The organism is Mycobacterium sp. RTGN4 (genome assembly GCF_033804635.1).
Lineage (GTDB): Bacteria > Actinomycetota > Actinomycetes > Mycobacteriales > Mycobacteriaceae > Mycobacterium.
This window is the reverse complement of record NZ_JAPZLB010000013.1, coordinates 97,170-116,053: the sequence shown is the minus strand read 5'-3', so window position 1 is coordinate 116,053 and position 18,884 is coordinate 97,170. Positions and strand designations below refer to the sequence as shown.

General features: G+C 66.4%; 18 protein-coding genes and 1 pseudogene. 11 read left to right on the top strand and 8 right to left on the bottom strand.

The window, feature by feature from the left end; all coding sequences use genetic code 11:
• Position 1: 1 nt before the first annotated feature.
• Complete coding sequence (gene dapE, locus SLQ30_RS24760) at positions 2-1,069, top strand: succinyl-diaminopimelate desuccinylase (RefSeq protein WP_319449430.1); 1,068 nt, start codon at positions 2-4, stop codon at positions 1,067-1,069.
• A gap of 146 nt (positions 1,070-1,215) precedes the next feature.
• Positions 1,216-2,823, top strand: coding sequence for an ABC-F family ATP-binding cassette domain-containing protein (locus tag SLQ30_RS24755; protein WP_319449429.1), 1,608 nt, complete (start codon positions 1,216-1,218; stop codon positions 2,821-2,823).
• Here SLQ30_RS24755 and SLQ30_RS24750 read toward each other — a convergent pair.
• Positions 2,820-3,692: a type VII secretion target gene (locus tag SLQ30_RS24750; RefSeq protein ID WP_319449428.1), complete on the bottom strand. Its 873-nt coding sequence runs from the start codon at positions 3,690-3,692 to the stop codon at positions 2,820-2,822. The genes SLQ30_RS24755 and SLQ30_RS24750 overlap by 4 nt on opposite strands.
• Positions 3,693-3,852: 160 nt before the next feature.
• Here SLQ30_RS24750 and SLQ30_RS24745 point away from each other — a divergent pair, with 160 nt between their 5' ends.
• Complete coding sequence (locus tag SLQ30_RS24745) at positions 3,853-4,074, top strand: hypothetical protein (RefSeq protein WP_319449427.1); 222 nt, start codon at positions 3,853-3,855, stop codon at positions 4,072-4,074.
• Between the two features lie 61 nt (positions 4,075-4,135).
• Here the strand turns inward: SLQ30_RS24745 and SLQ30_RS24740 are convergent, their stop codons facing one another.
• From SLQ30_RS24740 to SLQ30_RS24720, 5 genes and pseudogenes are all read right to left on the bottom strand, one after another.
• Entirely contained in the window at positions 4,136-5,038 is a 903-nt protein-coding gene (locus tag SLQ30_RS24740; RefSeq protein ID WP_319449426.1) for a hypothetical protein, read from the bottom strand.
• 12 nt (positions 5,039-5,050) lie between these two features.
• The gene (locus SLQ30_RS24735; RefSeq protein WP_319449425.1) at positions 5,051-7,402 is read right to left on the bottom strand and encodes an EspA/EspE family type VII secretion system effector; all 2,352 of its coding nucleotides are present in this window, start codon (positions 7,400-7,402) and stop codon (positions 5,051-5,053) included.
• A gap of 73 nt (positions 7,403-7,475) precedes the next feature.
• Complete coding sequence (locus SLQ30_RS24730) at positions 7,476-8,069, bottom strand: type VII secretion target (protein ID WP_319449424.1); 594 nt, start codon at positions 8,067-8,069, stop codon at positions 7,476-7,478.
• A 2-nt stretch (positions 8,070-8,071) separates the two neighbouring features.
• Positions 8,072-8,569, bottom strand: coding sequence for an EspA/EspE family type VII secretion system effector (locus tag SLQ30_RS24725; RefSeq protein ID WP_319449423.1), 498 nt, complete (start codon positions 8,567-8,569; stop codon positions 8,072-8,074).
• Positions 8,570-8,578: 9 nt separating this feature from the next.
• Positions 8,579-9,817, bottom strand: a pseudogene (locus SLQ30_RS24720) (AAA family ATPase); the annotation flags it as partial.
• A gap of 62 nt (positions 9,818-9,879) precedes the next feature.
• Here SLQ30_RS24720 and SLQ30_RS24715 point away from each other — a divergent pair.
• The 7 genes from SLQ30_RS24715 (at position 9,880) to SLQ30_RS24685 (ending at position 15,634) form a co-directional block, all read left to right on the top strand.
• The gene (locus tag SLQ30_RS24715; RefSeq protein WP_319449422.1) at positions 9,880-10,443 is read left to right on the top strand and encodes a TIGR00730 family Rossman fold protein; all 564 of its coding nucleotides are present in this window, start codon (positions 9,880-9,882) and stop codon (positions 10,441-10,443) included.
• A gap of 31 nt (positions 10,444-10,474) precedes the next feature.
• The gene (fadD6, locus tag SLQ30_RS24710; protein ID WP_319449421.1) at positions 10,475-12,286 is read left to right on the top strand and encodes a long-chain-acyl-CoA synthetase FadD6; all 1,812 of its coding nucleotides are present in this window, start codon (positions 10,475-10,477) and stop codon (positions 12,284-12,286) included.
• A 129-nt stretch (positions 12,287-12,415) separates the two neighbouring features.
• Positions 12,416-13,246, top strand: coding sequence for a dihydropteroate synthase (gene folP / locus SLQ30_RS24705; protein WP_319449505.1), 831 nt, complete (start codon positions 12,416-12,418; stop codon positions 13,244-13,246).
• The gene (locus tag SLQ30_RS24700) at positions 13,243-14,193 is read left to right on the top strand and encodes a glucosyl-3-phosphoglycerate synthase (RefSeq protein WP_319449420.1); all 951 of its coding nucleotides are present in this window, start codon (positions 13,243-13,245) and stop codon (positions 14,191-14,193) included. Before folP ends, SLQ30_RS24700 begins: the two co-directional genes overlap by 4 nt.
• 46 nt (positions 14,194-14,239) lie before the next feature.
• Complete coding sequence (locus SLQ30_RS24695; RefSeq protein WP_319449419.1) at positions 14,240-14,692, top strand: DivIVA domain-containing protein; 453 nt, start codon at positions 14,240-14,242, stop codon at positions 14,690-14,692.
• The gene (locus tag SLQ30_RS24690) at positions 14,689-15,294 is read left to right on the top strand and encodes a DNA-3-methyladenine glycosylase I (protein WP_319449418.1); all 606 of its coding nucleotides are present in this window, start codon (positions 14,689-14,691) and stop codon (positions 15,292-15,294) included. Before SLQ30_RS24695 ends, SLQ30_RS24690 begins: the two co-directional genes overlap by 4 nt.
• 172 nt (positions 15,295-15,466) lie before the next feature.
• Positions 15,467-15,634 carry a DUF3117 domain-containing protein gene (locus SLQ30_RS24685; protein ID WP_003406247.1) on the top strand — a complete coding sequence of 56 codons (168 nt, stop codon included), beginning with the start codon at positions 15,467-15,469 and terminating at the stop codon, positions 15,632-15,634.
• Between the two features lie 69 nt (positions 15,635-15,703).
• Here the strand turns inward: SLQ30_RS24685 and glgA are convergent, their stop codons facing one another.
• On the bottom strand, positions 15,704-16,867 hold the full coding sequence (gene glgA, locus SLQ30_RS24680) for a glycogen synthase (RefSeq protein ID WP_319449417.1): 1,164 nt from the start codon (positions 16,865-16,867) through the stop codon (positions 15,704-15,706).
• 134 nt (positions 16,868-17,001) lie between these two features.
• On the opposite strand from glgA, the gene glgC reads away from it, so the two are divergent.
• Positions 17,002-18,216 (top strand): glucose-1-phosphate adenylyltransferase, encoded by a 1,215-nt coding sequence (glgC, locus tag SLQ30_RS24675; RefSeq protein ID WP_319449416.1) that lies wholly within the window; start codon positions 17,002-17,004, stop codon positions 18,214-18,216.
• Between the two features lie 6 nt (positions 18,217-18,222).
• Here glgC and SLQ30_RS24670 read toward each other — a convergent pair whose 3' ends face one another.
• Positions 18,223-18,813 carry a DUF4126 domain-containing protein gene (locus SLQ30_RS24670; RefSeq protein ID WP_319449415.1) on the bottom strand — a complete coding sequence of 197 codons (591 nt, stop codon included), beginning with the start codon at positions 18,811-18,813 and terminating at the stop codon, positions 18,223-18,225.
• Between the last annotated feature and the right edge of the window lie 71 nt (positions 18,814-18,884).

The window sequence follows — 18,884 nt, the reverse complement described above, 5'->3', positions numbered from 1 at the left end:
CGTGGGCCTGGATTTACGTGCTGACCCGATCGCGCTGACCGCGGCGCTGGTGGACATCCCCAGCGAGTCGCGGTACGAGCAGCGCATCGCCGACGAGATCGAGGCCGCGCTACGCGCTCAGGCGCCCGGATTCGAGGTCGTCCGCAACGGCGACGCCGTGTTGGCCCGCACGAACCTCGGCCGTCCGTCACGCGTGCTGTTGGCCGGCCACACCGACACCGTCCCGGCCGCCGACAACCTGCCGAGCCGGCTCGTTGACGGCGAACTGCACGGCTGCGGCACCTCCGACATGAAGTCCGGCGACGCGGTGTTCCTGCATCTCGCCGCGACCATCGGCGAGCCATCGCACGACATCACGCTGGTGATGTACGACTGCGAGGAGATCGAGTCCACCGCCAACGGACTGGGCCGCATCGAGCGTGAGCTACCCGAATGGCTGAAGGCCGACGTCGCCATCCTCGGCGAGCCGTCCGGCGGATACATCGAAGCCGGTTGCCAAGGCACCATCCGAGTGGTGGTTCGCGCCGCAGGCACCCGGGCGCATAGTGCGCGATCGTGGTTGGGCGACAACGCGATTCACAAGTTGGGCGAGGTGCTCGACCGGCTTAAGGCCTACCAGCCCCGCGACGTCGACATCGATGGCTGCACGTATCGCGAGGGGTTGTCGGCGGTGCGCATCGACGGCGGCATCGCGGGCAACGTCATCCCCGACGCCGCGTCGGTCACGGTGAACTTCCGATTCGCCCCCGACCGCAGCGTCGACCAGGCGCTCGCCCACGTGCACGACGTGCTCGATGGACTCGACGTCGACGTCGAACTGACCGACGCCGCCGCAGGTGCCCTGCCCGGACTCACCAAACCCGCTGCGGCCGCGCTGGTTCAGGCCGCAGGTGGCCAGGTGCGCGCCAAGTTCGGCTGGACCGACGTGGCACGGTTCGCCGCGCTGGGCATCCCGGCGGTCAACTACGGACCCGGCGATCCGAACCTCGCGCACCGTGTCGACGAACGCGTCGACGTCGCGCAGATCACCGCCGTCACCGAGCTGCTCAGGAAATATTTGGTTGCGTGACGTCGCTACCATGGGTGACGAAATCGCAATCGACATGAGGCGGGCCGCAATCGTGCTGGGAGACGACGTCTCCGGATAAGTCCGGAGCATCTAGTCGTTAGTCGTTCCCTGCCCTGCCTCGGGGCACTCTTCAAGAGAGCTCTCCCATGTCTTCCATCGTTTCTTCACACCTTTCCTTCGCGTGGCCGGATGACACCGTCCTCTTCGAGGACCTGTCCTTCACCGTGCCCGGCGGCCGCACTGGCCTCGTCGCACCCAACGGCGCGGGCAAGAGCACACTGCTGCGGCTCATCGCGGCGGAGTGCCTGCCTGCTGCGGGTTCCGTCTCGGTCGACGGCACCGTGGGTTATCTGCCGCAGACGCTGCCCTTCGATGCACACCTGATAGTGGCCGACGTGCTCGGTGTCGCGCCGGTGATCGCCGCGCTCGATGTGATGGCCGCCGGTGACGCCTCCGAGGCGGTCTTCGCCGCCATCGGCGACGACTGGGACGTCGAGGAGCGGCTGCGCGCTCAACTGGACCGGCTAGGTCTGGCGCACCTCGCCCTCGACCGGCCGCTTGGCTCGCTCAGCGGTGGGGAAGTGGTCTCGGTCGGGCTGGCTGGGCAACTGCTGCGACGGCCCGATGTGCTGTTGCTCGACGAGCCCACGAACAACCTCGACGGCGACGCCCGGCACCGGCTCTACGCCGCGCTCGACGACTTCACGGGCACGTTGCTCGTCGTCAGTCACGACCGGGTGCTGCTCGACAGGATGGACCGTATCGCCGAGCTTTACCGTGGTGAGATCGTCTTCTACGGAGGAACTTTCACCGAGTACGAAGCGGCGCTCGAGGCGGCCCAGCGCACCGCCGAGGCGGACATTCGCAACGCCGAGCAGCTGCTGAAACGCGAGAAGCGGCAGATGCAGCAGGCCCGCGAACGTGCTGCGAAACGCTCGAGCACCGCGGCGCGCAACGTCAAGGACGCCGGACTGCCCAAGATCGTGGCGGGCAAGCTCAAGCGCGATGCCCAGGAGTCGGCCGCCAAAGCGGATGACGTGCACGCCAAACGCGTCGACGGCGCGAAGACCCGACTCGATCAGGCCGAGCGGGCGCTGCGCGACGACGACGCCATCGTGCTCGAGCTACCCGACACCGAGGTACCGGCGGGCCGCACCGTAGTCTCCGTCCGCGGTCTTCAGTTTCAGGTGGGTGGACGAAAGCTGTTTGGCGACAAGGGTATCGACGTGGATATCCGCGGTCCGGAACGCATCGCGCTGACCGGGGCCAACGGGGCGGGCAAGTCCACGCTGTTGCGCATCATCTCGGGCGATTTGGTTCCCGCCGCCGGTGACGTGCAGCGGGCCGACGGTCGGATCGCCTACTTGTCGCAGCGCCTGGATCTGCTCGATCCCGAGCGCACGGTGGCGCAGTGTCTGGCGTCGTCGGCGCCGAGTCTGAGCCACACCCGCCGCATGCATCTGTTGGCGCAGTTCCTGTTTCGCGGTGATCGTATCCATCTGCCGGTGTCGGCGCTCTCGGGTGGTGAGCGGCTGCGCGCCACCCTGGCGTGTGTGCTGTTCGCTGAACCGGCGCCGCAGCTGCTGCTGCTCGACGAGCCGACCAACAACCTCGACCTGGTCAGCGTGGCGCAACTGGAATCCGCGTTGAATGCCTACCGCGGGGCGTTCGTCGTGGTCAGCCACGACGAGCGGTTCTTGGAGGCGATTGGGGTCCAGCGGTGGTTGCGGCTGGCTGACGGTGGGTTGGCTTAGAGCGGAGACTGCTGCGGACGGGTCTGCGCGGGCTGCGGGCGTTCGGCCGGAGGTGGCGGAACGGGTGCCCGGCCGCCGTCGGTGTTGGAACCCTGCTGTGCGCCGTCGGAATGGGGTGGAGGCGCCGAGTGCCGCCCGCGCTGTTCCTCGGCGTTGTTGTCGTCTGGCTTTCCGTCCTTGTCCTTGTCCCTGTCCTCGAGGGCCTTCTCCTCGGCGGCCTTGACCGCGTCATGGGCGGTGCCCCCGGCGGAACCGGCACCCTGCGCGGCCGACCCGCCAATACCCTGGATGCCCTGCATGATCTGCTGGGGGAGTTGGGTAAGCCCCTGGGCGAGCCCTTGTACCGATTGGGCCAGTCCCTGTGCGAGCTGCCCGACTTGCTGACCGACCTGAGTTGCCATCTGGCCCGCCATCTCGGCCCCGCCCCCGCCTGCCGCCCCCGCGCCACCGGCGCCGGCCCCGGTGGCGCCCGCTCCGGTCGAGCCACCTGCGCTGCCGGCACCGCTGGCGCCTCCGCCTTCCGAGGCTTGCAGCGCTTCGGCCGCCGCCTTGAGTTTGTCGGCGCCCTGCTGGTCGCCCTGCAAGTACATCTGGTGGGCCTTGTTGAGCAGCTCCCCGATGGTGTCGCTGGAAGTCTTCGTTGACTGGATGGTGCTCAAGCGGCTCTGTGAGGCGCCGTCGAGGGCCGAGTTGAGGCCGAACGCGATGTTGCCGAACGACTTCGCCACATCCGCCGATTGCGGTCCGCCTCCGCTCACCAATTGGCCCAATCCCTGGGCCACCTGGGAGTGAATGTCGGACAGCGGACTTAAACCACTGCTGTCGAGGTGGAACTCGCCGCCCATTTCGATCCTCCCCACGCCTGCCATCGCTGCACCACTGTCACGCAGCACCATCGATTCTATTGCCAGTCGGTGGCGGGGTATGCCGGGAACTTGGACTCGGCGCGGGTCCTCGCTTTTGCGATTAGCGTTGTGGCGTGCGCACGAAGAAACTGGCCGTACGTGTCCTCAACCGTGGAGTGTTCTGATGTTGCCGGTTGTCTTGAAGGTCGCGCTCGTCGTATTTCTGGTGATCTGCGTGGTCGTTCTGGTGGTCACGTTCATTCGAAAGTCGCGAGCAAAGGGATTTCCAACGCCGGAATCCGATAGCCAATTCTGGCAGATCAAGGGTGCAATGCCGCCCAATCCGAAACCGGACCGGATGGAGCCCGATGCCGACGACGAACGCCAGGAAGGACGTCAGATTTAATGTCCGCAGGCCTACCGCAACGGCCGAAGACGCGTAGTCAGTACGGCGTGACGCGATCCAGCTAATTGGCCTGCAAGGGCCATCCAGGGTCCGCATCACCAGGTGGTGGTGGCGCGTCCTTGTAGCCGGTCATTAGCGCGGTCCGTTCAACTTCGTTCTGGGGCATGCTGTCCGCGCAGCGTTGCTCGAGTTCCGGCGTGGGGAAGTGGGGCGTATCCGGGTGGCCGACGGGACCCCAAAATCCGATGCTCTCCGCGGTGACGTACCAATTGCCGAAGACGTCTTCGTAGGGCGCTGGCGATGGTCCCACTTGAGGCGCGGACGGCGGTTGCGGTGGTGTGAGTCCGACGCGCGGATCGTGTTGGGTGAACTCGATGCGGTGGACGTACACCCCGCTGGTGGGGCCCAATTTGAAGGGCTTGCCGGTCTTGTCGTCCGTCCCCAGGGAAATGAACTTTCCTGGTCGTGCGGTGCTCTCGATGAAACTCCCGTACTCCGCAGTACACACCGTGGCTTCGTACCCGGCTGCCAGTGGAGCGAGTTCGAGCACGTGATAGGGCACGAAGCCGTAGTGCGGTCGCGCGTCCTTTGGTGTCTTTGTGTTGTAGTAGCCGAGCGGTCGGATACCCAGGAGTTGATTTAGGGCGTCCGGAGCATTCCGGTCGGTGTTGGGTGGCGTGGCGCGGAGAAAACCTGGATATACGTTGTCCAAATCGAATGTGTACTCGGCGATGTCGTAGGACTCGAGGTAGGCGCGAATCAACACGCTGGGCCCCGTCGTAAGGTCGATGTTGGGTGCTGCGGTCCAGTGAAAGCGAAAATCGTTCAGGGTGGCAGGCCAATTCGCGAGCCGCTGTTCCTGAGTCGACTTCGCCGATGGAACGGCATTGTCGGTTTTCGGTGTCGACGGTGTGCAGGCGCTGAGTAGCGCGGCAACGACGACGAGCGTCAGCAATCTCCTCATGGTCGTTCGAGCCTAGGTCGCACCGAATACCGACGACGTATAGGTGTTCCAGTAGGTCTGCATGAGGTCATTCATTGCGCCTGGTCGCCCGACGGAGTCGAGGTACGTCGTGATGGTGTTGTGGTAGTCACGGTATTCACCGCTGCCGGTTTGATCTGGGGGTGCGTGCAGCACTCCGTTCTCGTAGATGCCGTTGAGCGCCGACATGTCCCCAGCGCCGTGGTCCGCCAACGTCTCGGCCATGAGGCGCTCGGTCGGGAAGGTACCGGGGATGGTGACGTTCGGAGCCTTCCCCTCGACCGGTTCCGGTCCGATGATGAAATCCTTGCTGAACGCGGCGATGTCGTTTGCCGCGCCGCCAGGTGCCCCGTATTGGTCTATGAACCCCGCGCTGAGGTCGTACAGCTTGCCCTGCAATTGCCACGACTCATGCTGCGCTTCGAATGTGTTGTGGAGCCTGGACGCCGCTTCGTCGTAGCCCCCGAGGTTGAGCGCCGCCTGGAGGCGGCCGGCGGACTGCATCGCAAAGTCGTCCGTCACGGGACCACCGTTCACTGCGGAGAGTGCCGCATTCTCGAAGGCCTTGTGGACGTGCTGTTGCGTGCTGTCGAAGAGGATCTCGCTTGCCGTCTGTGGTGCGCCCGAACCGGGTTGCTGGTCCAAAGGTGGATGGTCTGACATCAACACGCTCATCAGGTTCCGGGTGTTGGTCGGTTCGGTCTTCGTCCCGTCGGCCGGGTCCAGCGGAGCAAACAGGCTGTCGTTGCCGCCGGTGTTGTTGCCTACCATGTCATCGAAATATGGCGAAAATGCGCGCGCCCAGTCACGGGTGAGCTCTGGATTGATCTGGCCAAGCGACTGCCCCTCTGCTCCGTAGCCTCGAGTGCTCTCGAGGTTGAGCAGATCGCCGTGGTGGCTGCTGGTGTACTCGGCAAGGGCGTGCGCAGTCTGGGCGGCCCGGCCGGTTGGGTCGTGGGCAGCATCCTCTCCAACCCATTCGAACAGTCCACCAGCCGCGCGCCCGTCGTCCTGCCATTGGTGGTTCGTCAAGTCGTTGAGGAAGTGTTCGCTACCCGGTCCGGTCACTGCGTCGTGAATAACCATGTCGTCCTTGTTGACCGCGTTGAGCATGTTCTGCAGCGTCGGGTCGACTGTCTCGTGGTACCACCGGGGTGGGTCGTCGGTCGGGCCGAGTTGGGAGTGCTTGTTCGATACATCAAGCATCTCTTGGCTTTTCGCCATCAGTCCGGAATCGAGTGCGGTCCCGTGCTGCAAATTGCGGTCGCCTTGCTGGACGATGTTGGCGAGGTCATTTAGGCCCTGCGTCGGCTGCAGTGGTCCCGTCGGTTCCTGCGGGACGACCCATCGACCGTCTTGGAAGACTCCGCTCGTCATGGGCTGAGTCATCGCCGGACCGTCGAGCACCTTCTGAATGCCTTCGGGGAGTGCATATTTGCCACCACTGGATGGATGGTCGATCGATGGTGGGTCCGTCTGCGGAAGCCCGGTCGTGATATTCGGGTTCGAGGCCAATTGAAATACGTCCGCGACTCGGTCGCCATCCGCCCCGGATTTGTCCATGATGGCATTTATCTCGGCCGGAGTCTTGTCACCGAACTCGCGCGAGAAGCCCTGAAGGTATGCCATGCGATCGGGCGGAAGGGCCAGCTTGCCCTGGTCCAAGGCGGCCTGTTGCTCGGGCGTGAGCTTTGTGTTCCTAGCAAGGCGCTCTTGCTGTTCGGACGTCAGCTTGCCGTCCTGAAGCGCTTCGGAGTCCGCGGCCCCCTGCTCGCTCGGTGACTTCTTCTTATTGTCGTCTTCGTCGCCCTTGACCCCTTGGAGATCCGGCCCCTCCTTAGGAGTTCCGAACTTCTGATTCCCCAACGCGTCGTACTCGCCGCCCAGCTTTTTCACGTCGACGCCGACGGCGTTGAGTTGGCCGTTGGACGTGGTGACCACGTCTTGAACTTGCCCAAGACCTTTCTGCACGATCGGCAGCAGCAACTGCTCGCGATTCTTTCCTGCGGGCACCGACCCAGCAGCGTCCTGCACCCACTGCCGGATCGAGTCAAGGTTCTGGCGGCCGGTCTGCACGATGTTCGCCGCTTGAGTGACCTGCGCACCAAATCGCTGGTCGAGCCCAGCCATTTGTCCGATGACGTTGCCGTGATCGGTATTCGCCGCGCCGTAGGCACCGGCGGCCGTACCCGACCATCGCGATCCTGGAGCAGCCGAGTCGACGGTCGTCTTTAGCTGGTTTAACGGCCCGCTTTGATCGAACCGCTCGCCCGTCTGCGGCACGCCCTCGCCGAACGTTTCACGCGCCTTCGACCACGTCGACATGAACGCCTCAAGGACACCCACGCACGCACCCCCAAAGTCAGATTTGGATCAATCCTAGAGCCGCCCAGCTACCGACCGACGCGGCAATCGCCGATCAATCCCGCGTCAGCTTCTCGGCCTGTTCGTCGGCGGATCTGGCTGGCGGCACAACCGTGGGTGTTGCGACGGCCAGTCCGTCGGAGTGGGCGGCGCCCGCACCAACGCCGGCAGACAGCCCGGCCCCGGCCACCGTTTGCGCCAGCTGAGCGCCTTGCGGTGCAGCCTGACCGAGCGCGTCGGTGACGCCACTTGATTCCGCCGCCCCCACGGCGCCGGACGGGCCCGACGAGCCGGCCGCGATCGGAGTGCCGGACGAACCCGGGGCAGCGCCGATGGCCTCTGCGGCTGCCCGCACCGACTCAGCGCCGCTCTCGTCGCCACGTCCATATGCCCACACGGCCTTGGCTAGCCGTTGCGAGAGCTCACCGCTGGTGTGCGCGGCGGCAGTCAGGGCCTCGTGGCGAGCGTCGAGCAATTCGCTGAAGGCGCCGGTCACTCGGGTGCCGATGGATCCGTGCGTCAGGTCGGCGCCGGCCGACTTGGCCAATGCGGACTCGGTGGAACCGTTCAGCGCTTCCGCGGCGCGGGCGTGCACCCGCGACAATCCGAGCACACCGTCGAGGTCGACGTGAAACGGATCGAAGGCCATGGTCAGGACTTCCCGAACCGCTGATTGGCGAGCGCCGCGTACTGGCCGCTGAACCCTTGAAGCCCGGCGCCGATCTCGTTCAGCTGGGCATTCGAGCGGGTGATGACGTCGATGAGTTGCTCGGTGGCCTGCTTGACGACGGGGTGCAGCACGTCGTCTTGGTTTGCCTCAGGAGGAACGCTGTCGGCCAGGTCGACCACCCACTGACGCAGCCCGTCGAGTTCCTCCCGACCCGCGGCCACCACCCTTGCCGCCTCGTTCATGTGGGTGGCGATCCGCTTGTCGAGTTCGGCCAGCGCGCCGAGCGTCTGACGGTGTTCGGCGTTGACGGCCTCGTATGCGCTGGCGGCCTGACCGCTCCAATGCTGGCCAGGGGCCGCCGCCCCCAAGTCGGAGTGCACCCGGGTCAGCGCGTCTCCGTCGAAGTGGTCGGGGATGCCCTCACCGAACGTCGCGCGCGCGTTGGTCAGGGTCGTCAGGAACCCCTCCAACACACTCACGCAGCAATTCTAGGTGCGCGCCCGGTCGGCCTGGGTCGTCGCGTCCGCAGCGACGCCCTTCATTCCGATGTCGGCGAACGCCGCCGCAGCAACCGAAAGCTCCGACGCGTCGGCTGCGGTCAGGGCTCGCGCGTAGTCGAGGGCCAACCGGCCGACGACGCAGTCGACGCCGAGCCGCGCAATGGCGTCCGCGGCCCGGGTGTCGCCGAGTCGCACCGCGTCCAGCAACGCCCGCAACGCGACCGCCGACTGGCCGCCGCGTTCGGCCGCGCGGGCAGCTTCCCGGGCCGCGTTGACCGCGCCCGGCCCGTCGCGGCGGGCCGCCGCAGTCCACGCCTTCGCCAGCGACAGTTCGGGCGCGAACAGCATCGACTTGAGCCCGTGCCTGGACTCCGCCCGGCCGAGCATTCGGCCTGCGTCCGCGGTCCGGCCTTGCTGACCGAGCGCCTGCGCCAACAACATCCACGCCAACGGCCCCCACGAATAGCCGGTGAGCGCCAGTGTGGTCGCGGCCGGCTCCAGCAGCTCGACCGCCGCGGCGACGTCGCCGCGGGCGATCAGCACGTCGGCGACGAGCAGCAGCCCGATGGCGTGGCTGGGCTGCGGCGGTTCGGTGGCGTCGACGAATTCCTGCGCGAGCGCCTGCGCGCGGTCCAACTCGCCGGACATCAGCAGTGCGGTGGTCTGTCCGTAGCCGCTGGTGAAGCGCAGCAGTCCGGGGTGTCCGGCGGCGATGGCCCGCTCCGCCAATTCGTCGACGTCGGCGAAGCGGCCCATGCGGGCGTTGCTCAAGGCCGCGGCCGCCGCTGCCCAGCCGACGGCCTGGTCGTCGGCGTCGGGCGAGGCCAGCACCTCCCGCGCGAGTTCCATCGCGCGTTGCGGGCTGCCTGCGTTCATGGCGAACGTGCCAAGCAGCGCGTCGACCGTCGCAGTAGCGGGCGCCGACGTCACCCGGCCCCGAGTGGCGCGCAGGAACGCCGTCGCACGCTCGGGCTGATCGAGCATCCAGAACTGGTTGGCCGCACGGGGCAGCGCCCACGTCATGAGCTCGGCCTCGGTCAACGTCGCCGGGTCGACCTCGTCGAGCACCGAGTCGGCGTCGCGGCCCCGGCCCTGCCAGGCCAGTGCTTGAGCCAACGTCAGGCGGGCGGTCAGCGAATCCTGCTCACGGAGCGCTGCGCGGCCGAGTTCCTCGGCGGCCTCGAGATCGCCGTTCGCCAAGGCCTGCTCGGCTGCGGCGATTGGTTCTGGCACCGCCGCAGTGTATTGCCGTCCGGCTGTTGGAAATCGTGGAACGGTACGTTGCATTCGTGGCAGAAACCCCGTCCGACGGCCAGTGGGCAGTGTGCGTGTACTGCGCCTCTGGGCCCACTCATCCCGAATTGCTCGCGCTCGCAAGCAACGTCGGGGCAGCGATCGCCGACCGCAATTGGACACTCGTTTCCGGCGGCGGCAACGTATCGGCGATGGGCGCGTTGGCGAACGCGGCGCGCTCGCGAAACGGACACACCGTCGGCGTCATCCCCAAGGCCCTGGTGCATCGCGAACTCGCCGACGTGGATGCCGACGAACTCGTCGTCACCGACACCATGCGGGAGCGCAAGCAGGTCATGGAAGACCGCGCCGATGCCTTTGTCGTACTGCCCGGTGGGATAGGCACACTCGAGGAGTTCTTCGAGACGTGGACGGCCGGGTACCTGGGGATGCACAACAAGCCGTTGGTGATGCTCGATCCGTTCGGGCACTACGACGGCCTGTTGGCGTGGGTGCGCGGACTCGCCGACAGCGGCTATGTCGCACCGGGTGCGCTGGATCGGCTCATCGTGGTCGCCGACGTCGATGCGGCGCTGGCCGCATGTGCCCCGGTGAAGTGATGGGTACCACCCGCGCGGTTAGGGTTGAACCGTGAGTGACGACACATCGGGCACCCGTAGCAACGTCGGCCTGCTTGACATCGCGACGAAGTTGCCAGGTCTGCTGATGGACGCGCCAGTCATCGTGCGCGGCGTGATCACCGGCTTCGGCGCTCGTCCGACGGCAAAGACGTCGATCGGCAAGGTGTTTCAAGAACGGGCCGCCCGCTACGGCGACAAGCTGTTCATCAAGTTCGAAGACCAACAGTTGACCTATCGCGAGGCCAACGAGACCGTCAACCGCTACGCCGCGGTGCTCGCCGCGCGCGGCGTGGGGCACGGCGACGTCGTCGGCGTCATGCTTCGCAACTCGCCGCATTCGGTGCTGCTGATGCTCGCGGTGGTCAAATGCGGGGCTGTCGCGGGAATGCTCAACTACCACCAACGCGGCAAGGTGCTGGCGCACAGCATCGGCCTGCTCGGTGCGAAGACCGTCGTCGCAGAGACCGACTTCATCGAGCCGATCAGCGAAAGTGAAGCCGACACCAACGGATTGATGACGCTCGACGAGCTTCAGCAGTTGTCGGCGTCGGCGCCTGCCACCAATCCGGCCACCACCGCGGCCGTGCTCGCCAAGGACAAGGCGTTCTACATCTTCACCTCGGGCACGACCGGGATGCCGAAGGCCAGCGTCATGACCCACTACCGGTGGCTGCGCGCCCTGGCCGGGTTCGGCGGCCTTGGGATGAGGCTGACCACCGACGACACCCTGTACTGCTGCCTGCCGCTCTATCACAACAACGCGTTGACGGTGGCGCTGTCGTCGGTGCTCAACTCGGGTTCGACACTGGCCCTTGGCAAGTCGTTCTCGGCGTCGAAGTTCTGGGACGACGTGATCCGCTATGACGCAACGGCGTTCGTGTACATCGGAGAGATCTGCGCCTATCTGCTCAACCAGCCGCCCAAGCCGACCGATCGCAAGCATCACGTCCGGGTGATCGCGGGCAACGGGTTGCGCCCGGCGATCTGGGACGAGTTCACCAAGCGCTTCGGTATCGCGCGGGTCTGCGAGTTCTACGCGGCGAGTGAGGGCAACACCGCCTTCCTCAACGTGTTCAACGTCGACAAGACGACGGGTATCTGCCCGTCGCCCATCGCCTTCGTCGAGTACGACGACGAGACCGGGGGACCGGCGCGCGGGCAGGACGGCCGCGTACGCAAGGTCAAGACGGGGCAGCCAGGGCTGCTGTTGTCGAAGGTCAGCAGCTTCCAGCCGTTCGACGGCTACACCGACAAGGAGGCCACGGAGAAGAAGTTGGTCCGCGGCGCCTTCAAGGACGACGACGTGTGGTTCAACACCGGCGATCTCATGCGCTCGCAGGGGTTCGGCCACGCTGCGTTCACCGACCGTCTTGGCGACACGTTCCGCTGGAAGGGCGAGAACGTCGCCACCACCGAGGTGGAGGCCGCCATCTCGACCGACCCGCAGGTCGAGGAGGCCACCGTCTTCGGCGTCGAGGTGGAGGGTGCAGGCGGCAAGGCCGGCATGGCCGCGATCCAGCTGAAGGATGGCCAGGAGTTCGACGGTAAGGCGCTGGCCAAGGCGGCCTACCAACACCTGCCCGCGTACGCGGTGCCGCTGTTCGTCAGGGTCGCGGCCGAACTGGCCCACACGTCGACATTCAAGAGCCAGAAGGTCGACCTGCGCAAGCAGGGATACGGCGGGAACACCGGCGAGGGCGACGAGGATGCCGGGAAGCTCGACGATCCGGTCTACGTGCTGGCCGGCCGCGACGAGGGCTATGTCGAGTTCTACGACGACTACCCGTCCGAAGTGGTCGACGGCAAACGCCCCAAGTCCTGAGCGCTTTGTGGGGTCTGAGCGGCGCGCACCGCCGAAAAAACTCCACAAATCGCAAGTTGGTGAGGCGCAAGTAGCCTGGTAGGCGTGCAGTCGACGTTTCTGGGTCGCCCGGTGGCAGGCGATCGCGCCATGATCATGGCCATCGTGAACCGGACGCCCGACTCCTTCTACGACCGCGGCGCCACGTTCACCGACGAGGCAGCCAAGGCGGCCGCCCACCGGGTCATCGACGAGGGCGCTGACGTCGTCGACGTCGGCGGGGTCAAGGCAGGCCCTGGCAGCGACGTGGACGCCGACGAGGAGACCGCCCGCGTCGTGCCGTTCATCGAGTGGTTGCGGGCCACCTTCCCCGATCAGCTGATCAGCGTCGACACCTGGCGCGCATCAGTCGCCAAGCAGGCCTGCGCGGCCGGCGCTGACCTGATCAACGACACCTGGGCCGGGGCGGATCCCGGATTGGCCGAGGTCGCCGCCGAGTTCGGGGCGGGCCTGGTGTGTTCGCACACCGGCGGCGCGACCCCCAGGACCAGGCCGTTCCGGGTCAACTACGGCACCTCTGAGCGTGGGGTAGTCGACGACGTGATCGCCGAGGTCACCGACGCGGCGCAGCGCGCCGTCGCTGCGGGGGTGGCGCGCGACGCCGTCCTCATCGATCCGACTCATGATTTCGGTAAGAACACTCATCATGGTCTTAGTTTGTTGCGCCACGTAAAAGATCTTGTAAATACCGGATGGCCTGTACTGATGGCGCTGAGTAACAAGGATTTCGTCGGGGAGACTCTGGGTGTGGGCTTGACCGAACGCCTCGAGGGCACCCTGGCCGCGACGGCGCTTGCCGCCGAGGCAGGCGCCGCGATGTTCCGAGTGCACGAGGTGGGGCCCACTCGACGCGTGCTGGAAATGGTCGCGTCGATCCAGGGCGTGCGTCCACCGACGCGGACCGTGAGGGGACTGGCATGAGCTTGACACCTGAACTCGACGCAGCCGATGCCGTAGCGAACCATCGCTGGCTGACAGATCACACCTGGCGCAGGCCGGATTGGACCATCGCCGAACTCGTTGCGGCCAAGGCCGGACGCACCGTGTCCGTCGTCCTTCCTGCACTCAACGAGGAGGAGACCGTCGGCTCGGTGGTCGAGACCATCACTCCGCTGCTCGGTGGGCTGGTCGACGAGATCGTCGTGCTGGACTCCGGCTCGACCGACGACACCGAGATCCGGGCGCTCGCCGCGGGCGCCAAGGTGATCAGCCGCGAGGTCGCGCTGCCCGAGGTCGAACCTCAGCCGGGCAAGGGCGAGGTGCTCTGGCGTTCGCTCGCGGTGACCACCGGCGACCTGATCGTCTTCGTCGACTCGGACCTGATCGATCCCGATCCGATGTTCGTGCCCAAGCTGCTTGGGCCACTGCTGACGACCGACGGGGTACACCTCGTCAAGGGCTTCTACCGCCGCCCGTTGAAGGTCAGTGGCAGTGAGGACGCCAACGGCGGCGGACGGGTCACCGAGCTCGTCGCCCGCCCGCTGCTGGCCGCGTTGCGCCCGGAGTTGACGTGCGTGCTGCAGCCGCTGGGCGGCGAGTACGCAGGCACCCGCGAACTGCTGACCGCGGTGCCGTTCGCGCCTGCCTACGGTGTCGAGATCGGGTTGCTGATCGACGCCTATGACCGCCTCGGGCTGGACGGGATCGCACAGGTGAACCTCGGCGTGCGCACGCACCGCAACCGACCGCTGACCGAGCTGGCGTCGATGAGCCGACAGGTGATCGCCACCTTGCTGTCCCGCTGCGGCATCCCCGATTCCGGAGTCGGGCTGACTCAGTTCTTTGCCGACGGCGACGACTACACGCCGCGGTCCTCGACGGTCTCGCTGGCCGACCGTCCGCCGATGGTGACCCTGCGGCCGCGCTAAGCGGCCGGGACGCGCGCTGTCGGCGGGTTAGGGCAGTATCGACGCCGTGACCATGATTCTGCTGTACCTGGTCGTGCTGATCCTGGTGGCCATCGTGTTGTTCGGCGTGGGCAGCGTGCTCTTCGGCCGAGGTGAACGGCTGCCACCGTTGCCCCGCGCGACCACCGCCACGGTGCTACCCGCTTCCGGAGTCACCGGTGAGGACGTCGACGCCGTCAAGTTCACCCAGACGTTCCGCGGCTACAAGACCAGCGAGGTCGACTGGGTGCTGGACCGGTTGGGGCAGGAGCTCGACCTGCTGCGTGGCGAACTGTCCGCAGTCCACGCGGCATACGGCATCGCGGAGGACCACGGCTACGAGGATCGTGCCGAGGGCGCGCACGCATTGCACGACGAACTCTCCTCGGTGCCTGCCGGATCGGCGAGCGCACCCGACTCGGCCACCGAGGATCGTCCGGAGGGCACGCATGCGCTGTCGGACGACGGACCCGAGTCGTGACGGACTTCGTCGTCGACGACGGCAAGACCCGCTGCGGGTGGGCGGTGGCATCCGGATCGCGCGGCGCGACAGCCGATTCGATCCTGTACCGCGACTACCACGACACCGAGTGGGGGCAGCCGCTGCACGGTAATCAGCAGCTGTTCGAGCGGATGTCCCTCGAGGCCTTTCAAAGTGGACTTTCGTGGCTCATCATCCTGCGCAAGCGGGACAACTTCCGGCGCGCCTTCAAGGACTTCGACATTGCGAAGGTCGCGCGGTTCACCGACCGCGACGTCGAACGGCTGATGGCCGACGAGGGCATCGTCCGCAACCGCGCGAAGGTCGACGCCACCATCGCCAACGCCCGCGTGGCAGCCGACCTGGACGTCGAACTCGGCGAACTGCTTTGGTCGTTCGCTCCGCCCTCGCGCCGTCGTCCCGCGCAGTTGTCGGACGTGCCCGCCGTCAGCCCGGAGTCGACCGCGATGGCAAAGGAACTCAAGCGGCGCGGATTCAAGTTCGTGGGTCCGACGACGGCCTATGCGCTCATGCAGGCGACCGGAATGGTCGATGACCACCTGGCCTCTTGCTGGGTGGCGCCGCCCTCCGGGGCGGTGTGACGCGGGCGCTCCACCCGTCCATAGCCGGGTCTTTGCACACGCAATGCGATGGATAGGGAACAATGGTGCTAGATCAGATGCAGTTCAGTGCCGGGAGCTGTCGACGGGTGGACGGTCTCGGCCTCTACCGGATCCGTTGACGCGGCCCGGCTCACGTTGGAGGGAGCACTCGATGGCGGCGATGAAGCCCCGGACCGGAGACGGCCCGTTGGAGGCAACCAAGGAGGGGCGAGGCATCGTGATGCGAGTACCACTGGAAGGTGGCGGTCGACTCGTCGTCGAGCTGACGCCCGACGAAGCCGCCGCACTCGGCGACGAACTCAAGGGTGTCACCAGCTAGTTCTTGCGGCGCGGGAATGTTCACACGGACGGAACCGCGCCGATCCGCTGCGCGGGGCCGACTGCGTCGCTACGCGGTCACCTTGCGGTAAATCTCCAACGTCTGTTCGGCGATGTGCGCCCATGAGAATTCGGCGATGCACCGCTGACGTCCGGCCCGCCCGAACTCCTCGGCGCGGCCTGGCTCGGCGACGAGGGTGTTGACGGCGTACGCCAGTTCCTGCTCGAAGTGTCCGGTGTTCGCGGGCTCGTAGTGCACCAGCAGCCCGGTCCGCCCGTCGTCCACCACCTCTGGAATGCCTCCGACGTCGGAGGCGACGACCGCCGTACTGCACGCCATCGCTTCGAGGTTGACGATGCCGAGCGGCTCATAGACTGATGGACATACGAAAACAGCTGCCGCCGAGAGTATTTCGCGGATCTTGTCCGTCGGCAGCATCTCCTGGACCCAGAACACGCCGGTGCGCGCCCGTGCGAGTTCCTGCACCGCTCCGGCCACCTCGGCAGCGATCTCCGGCGTATCGGGGGCGCCCGCGCACAGCACCAGCTGAACGTCCGGCGCAAAGTGGTGCGCGGCTGCGACCAGGTGAGCGACGCCCTTCTGCCGTGTGATCCTGCCGACGAAGGCCACGATGGGCTTGGCCGGGTCGACGCCAAGGTCGGCCAGCACCGAACCCTGCGCGGAGGGCGCGGCCGGATACCAGACGTCGGTGTCGATTCCGTTCTTCACCACGTGGACGCGGCTGGGGTCGAGCGCGGCGTAGGTGCTCAGCACGTCTTCCCGCATGCCTGCGCTGACGGCGATCACGGCATCGGCGGCCTCGACGGCGGTGCGCTCCACCCAGGACGACACCCGGTATCCGCCGCCGAGTTGTTCGGCCTTCCACGGACGCATCGGTTCCAGCGAATGCGCCGTCAGCACATGGGGAATCCCGTGCAACAGCGCGGTGAGGTGACCGGCGAGGCCGGTGTACCAGGTGTGCGAGTGGACCACCGTGGCCGACGCGGCGTCGTTGACCATGTTCAGGTCGGCGGACAGCGTCACCAGTGCCGCGTTGGCCCCAGCCAGTGCGGGATCGGGTTGCGCGACGATCGCGGTGTCCCGCGGTTGCCCCATGCAGTGCACGTCGACCTCGCACAGATGTCTCAGTTGGGCGACGAGTTCGGTGACGTGTACGCCTGCGCCGCCGTATACCTCTGGCGGATACTCCCGAGTCATCATCGCCACTCGCATGGTTACGACCGTAATGGACCGCCGAGGTCCTTGAGGGCTGCTGAACTCAATTGCGTTGACCTACAGCCCAAAGGACACGCGGTCAATAGTGCGAATGGCTAGCCGCGACCCCTGGTGGCCGATAGGTTTGACGCATGAGGGAACTGCCACACGTGCTGGGCATCGTGCTGGCCGGCGGCGAGGGCAAACGGCTCTACCCGCTGACCGCAGACCGTGCCAAGCCGGCGGTGCCCTTCGGCGGCGCCTACCGGCTCATCGATTTCGTACTGTCGAATCTCGTCAACGCCCGCTACTTGCGGATCTGCGTTCTCACGCAATACAAGTCGCATTCGCTGGATCGACATATCTCGCAGAACTGGCGGCTTTCGGGGCTTGCGGGCGAGTACATCACGCCGGTGCCCGCGCAGCAGCGACTCGGGCCGCGCTGGTATACCGGCTCTGCCGACGCGATCCTGCAATCGCTCAACCTCATCTACGACGAAGACCCCGATTACGTCGTCGTGTTCGGTGCCGACCACATCTATCGGATGGACCCCGAGCAGATGGTCCAGTTCCACATCGACAGCGGCGCGGGCGCCACGGTCGCCGGCATACGGGTGCCGCGATCTGAAGCCAGCGCGTTCGGGTGCATCGATGCGGACGAATCGGGGCGCATCCGCGAGTTCGTCGAGAAGCCGGCCGACCCGCCAGGGACGCCCGACGATCCCGAGCAGACCTTCGCGTCGATGGGCAATTACATCTTCACCACGAAGGTGCTCGTCGACGCCATCCGTGCCGACGCCGACGACGACCACTCCGATCACGACATGGGCGGCGACATCATTCCGCGGCTCGTCGCCGATGGGATGGCCGCCGTCTACGACTTCAACGACAACCAGGTGCCCGGCGCTACCGAGCGTGACCACGGGTATTGGCGCGATGTCGGCACACTCGACGCGTTCTACGACGCGCACATGGACCTGGTGTCGGTCCATCCGGTGTTCAACCTCTACAACCGGCGCTGGCCGATCCAGGGGGAGTCCGACAACCTTGCCCCTGCGAAGTTCGTCAACGGCGGTTCGGCGCAGGAGTCGGTGGTCGGGGCGGGCAGCATCATCTCGGCTGCCTCGGTGCGCAATTCGGTGCTGTCCAGCAACGTGGTCGTCGACGATGGCGCCATCGTCGAAGGAAGCGTGCTGATGCCGGGCACTCGTATTGGTCGTGGCGCGGTGGTGCGGCACGCGATCCTGGACAAGAACGTCGTCGTCGGGCCTGGCGAGATGGTTGGCGTCGACCTGGAGAAGGACCGCGAGCGCTACGCGATCAGCGCAGGCGGCGTTGTCGCCGTCGGCAAGGGTGTCTGGGTCTGACGCAAGCTAGGCGGGCTGCGCCCGCTGCTTGCGCCGCCGACGTCGCCACAAAGACACTGCGGCCCAGGCGATCACGACCAGCACCACCAATACCAGCACGGGCAGCAGGATGGCCACGAACACCAACCCGATGCTCGTGACGTCCTCGAAGGTGCTCAACACCGGCGCGGCCACGCCCGCCGTCGCGACGTTGGCGACCGGCCGCACCGCGGTCTTGGTCAGGTGCATGACCAGGGCCACCACGACGCCGATCGCGACCGGAATCCAGTGGCCGGCAGACACGAAAGCGCCCGGGTCGGTGACGGCGGCGGTCTGCGCCGCAGTGCCCGCGCCGAACACGATGCCACCCGCGGTCGGACGAACGACGGTCTGAACCACGTCGTTGACGCTGTCGAGCGCGGGGATCTTGTCGGCGACGACCTCGACCACTAGGAGGGCCGCGACGATCGTCAGCACCCAGCCGTTCTCGAGCCAGACCCAGCCGTGCGGAAGGTTCACCAAATGCGTGAATCGGCCCAACAGTCCCATCGCCAACAGCGGGATGTAGGCGTTGAGGCCGGCAGCGCTCGCCAAGCCAAGGCCGGTGAGCAGTTCCATGGATTCAGTATGCGGCGGGCAATGTGTCCCGACCCGAGCTTTGAAACTAGATTGCTCGATGAGCCACCGTT